The following is a 12,315-nucleotide window of genomic DNA, read 5'->3' as shown; positions in this document are numbered from 1 at the left end:
GAAAAGAAGCACGCCACCTTCATGATCATGGGCGAGATCTGCACGCGCGCCTGCGCCTTCTGCAACGTCGCCACCGGCATTCCGACAGCACTTGACCCGGATGAGCCGGCCCGCGTCGCGCATGCGGTCAAGCAGATGGGCTTGACCCATGTCGTCATCACCTCGGTCGACCGCGACGACCTCGCCGATGGCGGTGCGCAGCATTTCGCCGAAGTCATTCGCGCCATCCGGGCGGCAACGCCGCTGACGACGATCGAAATCCTGACGCCCGACTTCCTGCGCAAGGACGGCGCGCTGGAGATCGTCGTGGCCGCCAAGCCCGACGTCTTCAACCACAATCTCGAAACCGTGCCATCGAACTATCTGACGGTACGTCCGGGCGCCCGCTATTTCCATTCGATCCGGCTGCTGCAGCGGGTCAAGGAGCTCGATCCGTCAATCTTCACCAAGTCCGGCATCATGGTGGGGCTGGGCGAAGAACGGAATGAAATCCTGCAGCTGATGGATGATCTGCGGTCCGCCAATGTCGACTTCATGACCATCGGCCAGTACCTGCAGCCGTCGAAGAAGCACCATCCGGTGATCCGCTTCGTCACTCCGGAGGAGTTTAAATCTTTCGAGACGATCGGCCGGACCAAGGGTTTCCTGCTGGTGGCGTCCAGCCCGCTGACGCGTTCGTCGCATCACGCCGGCGACGATTTCGCCAAGCTGCGTGCGGCACGGGAAGCGATTCTCAAGAAAACAGCCTAACCCGCTGGTTTCATGCCAAAATTCGAAGCCACCCGACGCGTATCCCATACACCCGAGCAGATGTTCGCGCTGGTCGCCGATGTTGAATCCTATCCGCAATTCCTGCCGCTTTGCGAAGCGCTGACGGTTCGCTCGCGCAAGGAGCGTGACGGGCGCACGGTTCTGCTTGCCGACATGAGCATCGGCTACAAGGCGATCCGCGAAACCTTCACGACGCAGGTGCTGCTGAAGCCCGCCGAGAACACCATCGACGTGAAGTACATCGACGGGCCCTTCAAATATTTGAGCAACGTCTGGCGTTTCGAAGCGGACGGCGCCGGGTGCACCGTCCGCTTCTTCATCGACTACGAGTTCAAGAGCCGTATTCTGGGCGCGGTCATGGGGACCATGTTCGATCGCGCCTTCCGCATGTTCGCCGAAGCCTTTGAGAAGCGCGCCGACGTCATCTACGGTGCAGCACCCCGGGTCCAGGGTTAGCCGAGTGCTTGCAGGCCCAACTCCAGCGCTTGCCGGACCGTTTCGCGACGAATGAAATCGCGGCCTTTGTCTGCAAAGAGCTGGTGCTCGGCGACAATCGGTCGGCCGTCCAGCGCAACCCCGAACCAGACCAGGCCGACCGGTTTTTCCGCCGAACCGCCGCCAGGCCCAGCGATCCCGGTGACCGCCAGGGTCAGCCCGGCGCGCGAACGGGCAAGCGCGCCTGCCGCCATTTCAATCGCAGTCTCGCGCGAAACCGCGCCATGCGCCCCGAGCGTGGCGGCGGAAACGCCGAGCATGTCCATCTTGGCTTCGTTGGAATAGGTGATGAAGCCGCGATCGATCACGGCGGACGAGCCGGCGATGTCGGTCAACGCGGCGATGATCATGCCGCCGGTGCAGCTTTCCGCCGTTGCCAGCATGATGCCGCGTCTCTGGCAGGCTTGCAGCAGGGCATTTGCCAGCTCGTTGTGGGTCATTCCGGCACCTCGCCGGGAAACACCACGCTGGCGGTGGCGATCGCCGCAATGCCTTCCTCGCGCCCGACAAAGCCGAGCTTCTCATTGGTTGTGGCCTTGATCGAGATGCGATCCGGCGTAATTGCCAGCATCTGCGAAAGGGCTGCGGTCATGGCCTCGCGATGCGGGCCGACGCGCGGCGCTTCGCAGATCAGCGTGATGTCGGCATTGGCGATGCGGCCGCCGCGCGCGCGGACCAGTTTCGCCGCATGCTCGACGAATATGCGCGACGCAGCGCCTTTCCACTGCGGGTCGGATGGCGGGAAATGCGTGCCGATGTCGCCTGCGCCGCAAGTCGCCAGCAGCGCATCGGTCAAGGCGTGCAGACCGACATCGGCGTCGGAATGGCCGGACAGCTTCTTGTCGTGCGCTATGGCGACGCCACACAAAGTGACATGGTCTCCCGGTTCGAAGGCGTGGACGTCGTAGCCATTGCCGGTACGGATGTCGGGAAAGCGCACGCGTTCGCCGGAAAGCCGCTGGTCCGCCATCGCAATATCCCGTGCCCAGGTGAGTTTGACATTGTCCGGCGAGCCCGGAACGATCTTGACCGGAATATGCGCCCATTCGGCGATCGCGGCATCGTCGGTAAAATCCATTTTTCCCAGATGACGGGCTTTCTCGTGCGCGGCAAGAATGGGCCAGAACGGAAAGCCTTGTGGCGTTTGCGCCGCGTGAAGCCCGCTGCGCGATACGGTTTCGCCAACCACGCCGGAGGCCGATTCGCGCTTCAGCGTGTCGGCGACGGGCAAAGCGGGCAACGCGCCCTCGCGCTCGCCGATGGCGGCGATGGTGCGATCTATCAGGTCCGCATCGACAAACGGACGCACGGCGTCATGGATCAGGACCTGCGCCGGCGCGTGGCCTCTAAGGGCAAGCAGGCCGAGCCGAACGGATTCCTGCCTCGTCGCCCCGCCCATGATGGCGGTGACGCGCTCGGCATTGGCGCCCGCCGCCTGCCGGAACAACTCATGGTCATCGGCATGAATGGCGACGACGATCTCGCTCGTCCGCGGGTGGGCCAGAAAAATGTCCAGCGTGTGTGCAATGACGGCAAAGCCGCCAATGTGTTGATATTGCTTCGGTCCGTTGGCCTGTCCGGCGCGCGCACCACGGCCGGCCGCAACGATCACCACCGCGACCTTGCCATCCGCACCCGAAACGTGATTTTCACTTGCGTCAGTCATGCCTGTTTGGTCCTAGCGCACGATCCCGAAAAGTGTAATCGGTTTTCGGAAAGATCGTGCGCTAAGTATGAAATTCCAAAGCGTCTTTTGCGCGTCCTCGGCGACGCGCGGCGCTTTGGTCGCGGCCAAAGCCGAAGGCCGGCATTTTCCCAATTGCGCCTTAATGTGGCGTCATTCCGCGTTGCACATTGCGCCGGTTCTGGCTAGAGAATGTGCAACGAATGAAGATGCTTGGTTTTTGTGCATGGTTAACTTGACCAAATTGGCCGCGCCGCTCGATGTCGGTGGCGTGAGAATCCGCAATCGCGTGTTCCTCGCACCGATGTCGGGGATTACGGACGAGCCGTTCCGGCAGCGTGCCCACGCGCATGGAGCGGGCCTGGTCGTATCCGAAATGGTTGCCAGCGGCGAGCTTGCCAAGGGCAGGGCCGGTTTCAAGCTGCGCATACGCCACTCCGGCCTGCCCGTCCATATGGTTCAGCTGGCAGGCCGTGAGGCGATGCACATGGCCGAAGGTGCCAGAATCGCCGCCGGTGAGGGCGCCGACATCATCGACATCAACATGGGATGCCCGGCCAAGAAGGTTACCGGCGGTTATGCGGGTTCGGCATTGATGCTGGATCTCGACCACGCACTGTCGCTGATCGACGCCGTTGTCGGCGCGGTCGAGGTGCCGGTGACGGTCAAGATGCGGCTTGGCTGGGACGAAGGCGCGCTCAATGCGCCGATGCTCGCGCGCCGCGCCGAGCAGGCCGGTGTCAGCATGGTGACCGTGCACGGCCGCACGCGCTGCCAGTTCTACCAGGGCAAGGCCGACTGGCGCGCCATCGCCCGCGTCAAGGAAGCCGTGTCCATCCCGGTCGTCGCCAATGGTGACGTCTCTTCGCCGGCGGAAGCGGCCGACATTCTCGATCAATCGGGTGCCGACGCCGTGATGATCGGCCGTGCCCATTATGGCGCGCCCTGGATCGCAGGCGGCATTGCGGCCGCAGCGATCGGCGAGGCGACGCCAAACATGCCACGGGACTCGACGGCGGTCGCCGACTACATCGTGGCCCATTATGAGGACATGCTGGCGCTCTACGGCGCCGAAAGCGGCCTGCGCCAGGCGCGCAAACACCTTGGCTGGTATCTCGACCGGCATGCCGGCGGCGTCGCCGACGACAGCCGAAAGGCCATACTGACCGCATTCGAGCCCGCGCGCGTCATTGCCTTGCTGCGCGATGTGTTTTCGCGCGATCCGCAACCCTTGAACCTGCGGAGCGCCGCATGAACGCCGCCGCCGGCCAGGGCGCTGAAATGGCGGATGCCGCCCAGATCGTGCTCAACACCATCCGTCGCCCGGTGATCATGATCAGCGAGGAAGGTTTCATCACCTATGCCAACGCCGACGCGGAAGATTTCTTTCGCTCGAGTGCAAACATGCTCGCCCGCAACACGCTGTCAAAACTCATTCCCTTCGGCAGCCCGCTGCTGACGCTGGTCGATCAGGTGCGCGAGCGTCGGGCTCCGGTCAACGAGTATCGGGTCGACGTGTCGTCGCCGCGTCTCGGCATCGAAAAGGTCGTCGATCTCTACGTCGCGCCGGTGCCGGAATATCCGGGCTCCGTCGTGGTGATGTTCCAGGAACGGTCGATGGCCGACAAGATCGACCGGCAGATGACGCATCGGGGTGCCGCACGTTCGGTGACCGGTCTGGCGGCAATGCTTGCCCATGAGATCAAGAACCCGCTCTCCGGCATCCGCGGCGCTGCCCAGCTTCTCGAACTGTCGGCTTCCGACGAAGACCGCGCGCTGACGCGGCTGATCACCGACGAGACGGACCGCATCGTATCGCTGGTCGATCGCATGGAGGTGTTTTCCGACGAGCGGCCGATCGATCGCTATCCCGTCAATATCCATGTCGTGCTCGACCATGTGAAGGCGATTGCCAAGAATGGTTTTGCCAAGAAAATCAAGATAATGGAGGATTATGATCCTTCATTGCCTCCGGTGTTTGCCAACCGCGATCAACTCATCCAGGTGTTCCTCAACCTGGTCAAGAACGCTGCCGAGGCGATCGGCAGCGACCCGCAGGGCGAGATCGTGCTGTCGACCGCCTTCCGGCCGGGCATCCGTGTTTCCGTTCCGGGCACGCAGGACCGCGTGTCGCTGCCGCTGGAATTCTGCGTGCGCGACAATGGCTCCGGCGTCCCCGAAGACATCCTGCCGATCCTGTTCGACCCGTTCATCACCACCAAGCCGAACGGCTCCGGGTTGGGTCTTGCGCTGGTCGCCAAGATCGTCGGCGAGCATGGCGGCATCATCGAATGCGAATCGACGCCGCGCGGCACCACATTCCGCATCCTGATGCCGGCCTGGAAAGAAGCGCCAAACGGCGCCGATGATGACGGCGAAGGAGACCTCAAATGACCGTTCGCGGCAATATTCTCGTCGCCGACGACGACGCGGCAATCCGCACCGTCCTCAACCAGGCGCTTTCACGCGCCGGTCATGAGGTGCGCGTCACCTCCAACGCTTCGACGCTTTGGCGCTGGGTGGCGGCGGGCGAGGGCGATCTGGTCATCACCGATGTGGTGATGCCGGACGAAAACGCCTTCGACATGCTGCCGCGCATCAAGAAGGCGAGGCCGGAGCTGCCGGTTATCGTCATGAGCGCCCAGAACACATTCATGACGGCGATCCGCGCCTCCGAAACCGGCGCTTACGAATATCTGCCCAAGCCGTTCGACCTGACCGAACTGCTCAACATCGTCAACCGGGCGCTTTCCGAGCCGCGTCGGCCGAAGATCGATGCGCGGCCGGAAGAACAGCCGGACGCGATGCCGCTGGTCGGCCGCTCGGCGGCCATGCAGGATATCTACCGCATGCTGGCGCGCATGATGCAGACCGACCTGACGGTGATGATCTCGGGCGAATCCGGCACCGGCAAGGAGCTGGTGGCGCGCGCGCTGCATGAATATGGCCGCCGCCGCGGCGGCCCCTTCGTCGCCATCAATATGGCGGCGATCCCGCGTGACCTGATCGAATCGGAACTGTTCGGTCACGAGAAGGGTGCCTTCACCGGCGCGCAGAACCGCTCGACCGGCCGCTTCGAGCAGGCCGAAGGCGGCACGCTGTTCCTCGATGAAATCGGCGACATGCCGATGGAGGCGCAGACGCGCCTGCTGCGCGTGCTGCAGCAGGGCGAGTACACCACGGTCGGCGGACGCACGCCGATCAAGACCGACGTGCGCATCGTCGCTGCCACCAACAAGGATCTGCGCACGCTGATCAACCAGGGGCTCTTCCGCGAGGATCTTTTCTATCGCCTCAACGTCGTGCCGCTCCGGCTGCCCGCGCTGCGTGAGCGCTCCGAGGATGTGCCGGACCTCGTCCGCCATTTCTTCAAGCTCGGCGAAATGGAAGGCCTGCAGACCAAGCGCATTTCTTCCGGCGGCATCGAGTTGATGAAGCGCTATCCGTGGCCGGGCAATGTGCGCGAACTGGAAAACCTGGTTCGCAGGCTCGCCGCGCTCTATTCGCAGGACGAGATTTCCGCCGAGATCATCGAGGCGGAGCTCAAGACCGGCGAACGTCCGGTGGTGCCGGGTGGCGGCAATCTGATCCCCGACGATTTGTCGATCGGGCAGGCGGTCGAGCACTTCCTGCAGCGCTATTTCGCTTCCTTTGCCGGCGATTTGCCACCTGCCGGGCTTTATCAGCGCATCCTGTCCGAGGTCGAGTTTCCCCTCGTCCTGGCTTCGATGACGGCAACCCGCGGCAACCAGATCAAGGCCGCGGAACTGCTGGGCTTGAACCGCAACACGCTGCGCAAGAAGATCCGCGAGCTCGGCGTCAACGTCTACAAATCATCGCGGCAGGGCTGAGCCTTGATCTGAGCCCGCGCTCTTTTCAGGGGATCGGCTCGCGAAAGATTTCCGTCTCGGTCACACTTGTTGCATAATCGCCACAATGCGTTGCATACATCCGACGCAATCATGGCTCTAGACGGCGACATGGCTCCGCAGGCACCGACAACAAACCAACCGCTCTTCAGCGAACCCGGCGCTCGTGACGGGCGCCGGCTGCTTGCGCTGCCGGGTGTGATCGCGGTCGTCGGCGCGCTGATGACGGCTGCGATCTCGTTCACCATCCTCGTCGGCGCCACGCCGATCACACCGAACGAGTCGACGACGCTGGCGCTGATTGCCCTCAACGCGGCTTTCGTCCTGTTTCTTATCGCGCTGGTCGGGCGTGAGGTGCACCGCATCCTGATGGCGCGCCGGCATGGTAAGGCCGCTTCGCGGCTGCATGTGCGCATTGTCGCCATGTTCGCCCTGGTTGCCGCCATTCCCGCCATCATGGTGGCCATCATTGCCTCGATCACGCTCGACATCGGCCTTGACCGCTGGTTCGAGATCCGCACCAAGACGATCGTCAATTCGTCCCTCTCGATCGCCGACGCCTATGTCCAGGAAAATGCCCGCAACCTCCAGGGCACGACATTGTCCATGGCCTATGATCTCGATGCGTCGCGCACGCTCTACGGCCTTGATCGTACCGGCTTTCTCGACTTGATGAACAAGGAAGCCGTGGGCCGTTCGCTGGCCCATGCGGCGCTGATCAAGCCGGACGGCTCTTTCGTCATGAGCGCCAAGACCGATACGGAGTTCGCCATGCCCGAGCCGCCGGAAGGCGCGGTGGCCAGCGCTGCCGACGGCAAGCCGGTGCTGATCGAACCGAAAACGCGCAACATCATGGGCGCCATCGTCAAGCTGCGGGAGATCGAAGGACTCTACCTCTACACCATTCGGCTCGTCGATCCCGAAGTGATCAAGGCAAGGCAGATCGTCAGGTCCAACACCGACGAATATCGGGGGCTGGAAGATAACCGCCGTACCTCGCAGGTGGCCTTCGCGCTGCCCTATCTGTCGCTGACGCTCATCATCATCCTGTCCGCGATCTGGACCGGCATTGCGGTCGCCGACCGTCTGGTGCGGCCTATTCGCCAGCTCATCGGCGCCGCCGACGAGGTGGCGACCGGCAATCTCGACGTCGCGGTTCCCGTCAGGCCTTCGGACGGCGATGTCGCCTCGCTCGGCGATACCTTCAACAAGATGCTTCTCGAACTTAAATCGCAGCGCAATGAGATCCTGTCGGCCAAGGACCTGATCGACGAACGGCGCCGCTTCTCCGAAGCCGTGCTTGCCGGCGTTACCGCCGGCGTCATCGGCGTCGATCCCTACGGCATCGTCACCATCGTCAACCGCTCGGCCGAGGCGATGCTGGCGATTTCGGCCAGCGCAGCCCTTGGGCAGAATCTTTCCGCCGTACTGCCGCATGTCGGCCGCGTCTTCGAGATCGGTCGCAAGTCCGGCAAACCCGTCTATCGCGAGCAGGTGACCTTTTACCGCGCCGGTGCCGAGCGGACCTTCAACGTGCAGATCACCATCGAGGCCGGCGACGACGGCTCGGAGGAAAAATCCTATGTCGTGACGGTCGACGACATCACCGACCTGGTTCAGGCGCAGCGCTCGTCGGCCTGGGCGGATGTGGCGCGGCGTATCGCCCACGAGATCAAGAACCCGCTGACGCCGATCCAGCTCTCGGCCGAACGCATCAAGCGCCGTTACGGCAAGGTGATTACCGAGGACCGCGAGGTTTTCGACCAATGCACCGACACCATCATCCGTCAGGTTGAGGATATCGGCCGTATGGTGGACGAATTCTCGGCGTTCGCGCGCATGCCAAAGCCTGAGATGAAGGCGATAGATCTGCGCGAATCGCTGCGTGAGGCCTCGTTCCTGGTCGAGGTCAGCCGCGCCGACATCACTTTCGAGCGGATATTCGGCACGGAGCCGCTCAAGGGCACTTTCGACAGCCGCCTGATGGCGCAGGCCTTCGGCAATGTGATCAAGAACGCGGCCGAGGCGATCGACGGATTGGAACAGAAGGACGGTTCGCACGGCATAATCCGGATTCAAGCCGGGCGCCAGAATGGTGCGATTCGAATCGACGTCATCGACAATGGCAAAGGCCTGCCGCGCGAGAATCGCCAACGGCTGCTCGAGCCCTACATGACCACACGCGAGAAGGGCACCGGACTTGGCCTCGCTATCGTCAAGAAGATCGTGGAGGACCATGGCGGCAGGCTGGAACTACACGATGCTCCAGCGGACTTCCACGATGGGCGCGGCGCGATGATCAGCATCATCCTGCCGCCTGCGGCCGCAACGGCTCCGCGCAGCGAAAGCAGGGCGGAAAACGAAAGAGAAACTGAAAAGGTCGGTAATGGCGTCTGATATTCTCATCGTCGATGACGAGGAAGACATCCGTGAACTCGTCGCGGGCATACTGAGCGACGAAGGTCACGAAACCCGCACGGCATTCGATGCTGACAGCGCGCTCGCTGCTATAGCTGATCGCGCGCCGCGGCTGATTTTCCTCGATATCTGGCTGCAGGGCTCGCGCCTGGACGGGCTGGCGCTGCTCGACGAGATCAAGACCATGCATCCGACCTTGCCGGTGGTGATGATTTCCGGCCACGGCAACATCGAAACGGCGGTCTCCGCCATCCGTCGCGGCGCCTATGACTTCATCGAAAAACCGTTCAAGGCCGACAGGCTGATCCTTATTGCCGAGCGTGCGCTCGAGACCTCGAAATTGCGGCGCGAGGTTTCCGACCTCAAGCTGCGCAGCGGCGAAACCTTCGATCTGATCGGCATGTCGTCGGCGATGAGCCAGTAGCGCCAGACCATCGAACGAGTCGCGCCGACCAACAGCCGCGTGATGATCATCGGACCGTCTGGCTCGGGCAAGGAATTGGCCGCGCGCGCCATCCACACGCTGTCGGCGCGCAAGAGCGCACCTTTCGTGACGCTGAGCGCCGCCAACATCACGCCCGAGCGCATGGAGATCGAGCTGTTCGGCACCGAATCGAATGGCGTCGAGCGCAAGGTCGGCGCGCTGGAGGAGGCCCATCGCGGTATCCTCTACATCGACGAGGTGGCCGACATGCCGCGCGAGACGCAAAACAAGATCCTGCGCGTGCTGGTCGAGCAGCAGTTCGAGCGGGTAGGGGGAACCAAGCGGGTCAAGGTCGATGTCCGCATCATCTCCTCGACCTCGCAGAACCTCGAAGCGATGATTGCCGACGGGCGTTTCCGCGAGGATCTTTACCATCGCCTCGCGGTGGTTCCGGTCATCGTGCCGGGATTGGCCGCGCGGCGCGAGGATATTCCCTACCTCGTCGACAATTTCATGAAGCAGATCGCCCGCCAGGCCGGCATCAAGCCGCGCCGCATCGGCGACGACGCGCTGGCCGTGCTGCAGGCGCACAACTGGCCGGGCAACGTTCGCCAGCTGCGCAACAATGTCGAGCGCCTGATGATCCTTGCGCGCGGCGACGACGTCGATGCGCCGATCACCGCCGATCTGTTGCCGGCCGAGATCGGAGATGTCATGCCGCGCACGCCGAATCAATCCGACCAGCACATCATGGCGCTGCCGCTGCGCGAAGCGCGTGAGCAGTTCGAGAAGGACTACCTGATCGCCCAGATCAACCGGTTCGGCGGCAACATCTCGAAGACCGCCGAGTTCATCGGCATGGAGCGCTCCGCGCTGCACCGCAAGCTGAAGTCGCTGGGCGTCTGACGCGGGTTAGCCGCGCCTGGGCCAAGCATTTGCCGGTTACGGCCGCGGTGGAATCGCATAAGAAAGCCCCAGAATTTCTTAGAGGTTGCCCATGCCGCGCATTGCCTATGTCAACGGGCGCTATGTCACGCACGCCGACGCTGCCGTGCATATCGAGGATCGCGGCTATCAGTTCGCCGACGGTGTCTATGAGGTCTGCGAGGTGGCGCATGGCTTCATCGTCGACATGCCGCGCCATCTGGCGCGGCTGAACCGCTCGCTGACCGAATTGTCGATCGCCTGGCCAGTCACCTCTCACGTGCTGCCGCTTATCCTGCGCGAGGTGGTCAACCGCAACCATGTCGCCAACGGCCTGGTCTATGTCCAGGTGACGCGCGGCGTCGCCAGCCGCGACTTTGTCTTCCCTTCCGCAGACACCAAGCCGGCCCTGGTGGTGACCGCCAGGAAGGCCGACCCCGCAGCCGGAGCAAAGCGAGCCGAGACCGGCATCGCGGTCATCACCGTGCCGGAGAACCGCTGGGACCGCGTCGACATCAAGACCGTCGGGCTGCTGCCCAATGTATTGGCCAAGCAGAAGGCAAAGGAGGCCGGTGCGCAGGAAGCCTGGTTCGTCGACGCCGAAGGCAACGTAAAAGAAGGCGGCTCGTCCAATGCCTGGATCGTCACTCGGGACGGCGTCCTGGTCACCAGGCCGGCGGAGCACGGCATCCTGCGCGGCATCACCCGCACGACCATGTTCGAAGTGGCGGCCAAGCTCGGCCTGAAGATCGAGGAGCGCGGCTTTTCCGTCGCCGAGGCCAAGGCGGCACGCGAGGCGTTCATCAGCTCCGCAACGACACTCGCCATGCCGGTGGTGGCTATCGACGGCGATACGGTCGCCAATGGGCACCCCGGCTCAATAACACTTTCCTTGCGGCAGGCCTTTTTTGACATTGCGGAAAAAAGTCCAGCCTGATAACCGCACAGGTGGAATGAACATCAATATATCTCGTTCTGCTTGTCGTTACTGACGACAAGACGGTGTTTGCGAGCTTGACATGCGCCCGTTAATTTGGCGCATTGGCTTGCAAACCGAAGGGGATCGGCGAAAGACAAGAACAATGGCGGAACGATCGCAAAACCTTCAGGACCTGTTCCTGAATTCAGTTCGCAAGAGCAAGAACCCGCTCACCATCTTCCTTATCAACGGCGTCAAGCTGACCGGCGTGGTCACTTCGTTCGACAATTTCTGTGTCCTGCTGCGCCGTGACGGTCACTCCCAGCTCGTCTACAAGCACGCCATTTCCACGATCATGCCGAGCCAGCCGGTTCAGATGTTCGATGGCGAGGAAAGCCAGGGCGCCTGATTGGCACGTGAGAAAGACGCGGACGCCACCGTTCGCGGGAAACCAACGCATCATCCCGGGACGGAAGCCAAGGGCCCGACCCGGGCTGTTGTCATTGTGCCCGTCCTTACCCGCCACCAGCGCAACGACGACGAGACCAACCGTCCTCGGCTGATGCGTTCGGCTGATGCTCGCCACGACGAGGCCGTCGGCCTTGCCCGCGCCATCAACCTGGATCTGATCCACACTGCGGTGGTGACCGTCAACGATCCGCGCCCGGCGACGCTGCTCGGCAGCGGCAAGGTTGCGGAGTTCGCGGAAATCGTCAAAGAGGGACATGCGGAAGTGGTCGTCGTCGACCATCCGCTGACCCCGGTGCAGCAGCGCAATCTCGAAAAAGAGCTGAACGCCAAGGTGCTGGAC

General features: G+C 62.9%; 10 protein-coding genes and 2 pseudogenes. 10 read left to right on the top strand and 2 right to left on the bottom strand.

All coding sequences use genetic code 11. The features are described from left to right. Positions 1-750 (top strand): lipoyl synthase (locus EN939_RS06070; protein ID WP_164750892.1); only part of this gene is annotated, 750 nt, incomplete at its 5' end. Between the two features lie 12 nt (positions 751-762). Further along, the gene (locus EN939_RS06065; RefSeq protein WP_127267305.1) at positions 763-1,227 is read left to right on the top strand and encodes a type II toxin-antitoxin system RatA family toxin; all 465 of its coding nucleotides are present in this window, start codon (positions 763-765) and stop codon (positions 1,225-1,227) included. On the opposite strand, the gene EN939_RS06060 is transcribed toward EN939_RS06065, so the two are convergent. Next, on the bottom strand, positions 1,224-1,706 hold the full coding sequence (locus tag EN939_RS06060) for a CinA family protein (protein WP_127267304.1): 483 nt from the start codon (positions 1,704-1,706) through the stop codon (positions 1,224-1,226). The two genes, EN939_RS06065 and EN939_RS06060, sit on opposite strands and share 4 nt — an antisense overlap. Next, complete coding sequence (locus EN939_RS06055; RefSeq protein WP_127267303.1) at positions 1,703-2,932, bottom strand: bifunctional 2-C-methyl-D-erythritol 4-phosphate cytidylyltransferase/2-C-methyl-D-erythritol 2,4-cyclodiphosphate synthase; 1,230 nt, start codon at positions 2,930-2,932, stop codon at positions 1,703-1,705. The genes EN939_RS06060 and EN939_RS06055 overlap by 4 nt, the downstream gene beginning before the upstream one ends. A 244-nt stretch (positions 2,933-3,176) precedes the next feature. On the opposite strand from EN939_RS06055, the gene dusB reads away from it, so the two are divergent. The 8 genes and pseudogenes from dusB to EN939_RS06015 form a co-directional block, all read left to right on the top strand. Further along, the gene (gene dusB / locus EN939_RS06050) at positions 3,177-4,205 is read left to right on the top strand and encodes a tRNA dihydrouridine synthase DusB (protein ID WP_127267302.1); all 1,029 of its coding nucleotides are present in this window, start codon (positions 3,177-3,179) and stop codon (positions 4,203-4,205) included. After that, positions 4,202-5,344, top strand: coding sequence for a two-component system sensor histidine kinase NtrB (locus tag EN939_RS06045; RefSeq protein WP_127267301.1), 1,143 nt, complete (start codon positions 4,202-4,204; stop codon positions 5,342-5,344). Before dusB ends, EN939_RS06045 begins: the two co-directional genes overlap by 4 nt. After that, positions 5,341-6,801, top strand: coding sequence for a nitrogen regulation protein NR(I) (gene ntrC, locus EN939_RS06040; protein WP_023812028.1), 1,461 nt, complete (start codon positions 5,341-5,343; stop codon positions 6,799-6,801). Before EN939_RS06045 ends, ntrC begins: the two co-directional genes overlap by 4 nt. A gap of 129 nt (positions 6,802-6,930) precedes the next feature. Continuing rightward, complete coding sequence (locus tag EN939_RS06035; protein ID WP_127328257.1) at positions 6,931-9,216, top strand: sensor histidine kinase NtrY-like; 2,286 nt, start codon at positions 6,931-6,933, stop codon at positions 9,214-9,216. Then, positions 9,206-10,567 (top strand): annotated as a pseudogene (gene ntrX / locus EN939_RS06030) (nitrogen assimilation response regulator NtrX). Before EN939_RS06035 ends, ntrX begins: the two are co-directional and overlap by 11 nt. Before the next feature lie 91 nt (positions 10,568-10,658). Beyond that, positions 10,659-11,522, top strand: coding sequence for a D-amino-acid transaminase (locus tag EN939_RS06025; protein WP_127267299.1), 864 nt, complete (start codon positions 10,659-10,661; stop codon positions 11,520-11,522). 145 nt (positions 11,523-11,667) lie between these two features. Next, positions 11,668-11,913, top strand: coding sequence for an RNA chaperone Hfq (hfq, locus tag EN939_RS06020; RefSeq protein WP_006202172.1), 246 nt, complete (start codon positions 11,668-11,670; stop codon positions 11,911-11,913). Beyond that, positions 11,914-12,315, top strand: a pseudogene (locus EN939_RS06015) (GTPase HflX); the annotation flags it as partial. It abuts the gene before it with no gap.

The organism is Mesorhizobium sp. M7A.F.Ca.CA.002.05.1.1 (genome assembly GCF_003998335.1).
Classification (GTDB): domain Bacteria; phylum Pseudomonadota; class Alphaproteobacteria; order Rhizobiales; family Rhizobiaceae; genus Mesorhizobium.
The sequence above is the reverse complement of the archived record's forward strand: the minus strand, read 5'-3'. Positions and strand labels throughout refer to the sequence as shown.

Coding starts and splice junctions, on each gene's coding strand:
- dusB (WP_127267302.1), top strand. CDS start 3,177: ATGGTTAACTTGACCAAATTGGCCGCGCCGCTCGATGTCGGTGGCGTG.
- ntrC (WP_023812028.1), top strand. CDS start 5,341: ATGACCGTTCGCGGCAATATTCTCGTCGCCGACGACGACGCGGCAATC.
- EN939_RS06045 (WP_127267301.1), top strand. CDS start 4,202: ATGAACGCCGCCGCCGGCCAGGGCGCTGAAATGGCGGATGCCGCCCAG.
- EN939_RS06055 (WP_127267303.1), bottom strand. CDS start 2,932: ATGACTGACGCAAGTGAAAATCACGTTTCGGGTGCGGATGGCAAGGTC.
- hfq (WP_006202172.1), top strand. CDS start 11,668: ATGGCGGAACGATCGCAAAACCTTCAGGACCTGTTCCTGAATTCAGTT.
- EN939_RS06065 (WP_127267305.1), top strand. CDS start 763: ATGCCAAAATTCGAAGCCACCCGACGCGTATCCCATACACCCGAGCAG.
- EN939_RS06060 (WP_127267304.1), bottom strand. CDS start 1,706: ATGACCCACAACGAGCTGGCAAATGCCCTGCTGCAAGCCTGCCAGAGA.
- EN939_RS06035 (WP_127328257.1), top strand. CDS start 6,931: ATGGCTCCGCAGGCACCGACAACAAACCAACCGCTCTTCAGCGAACCC.
- EN939_RS06025 (WP_127267299.1), top strand. CDS start 10,659: ATGCCGCGCATTGCCTATGTCAACGGGCGCTATGTCACGCACGCCGAC.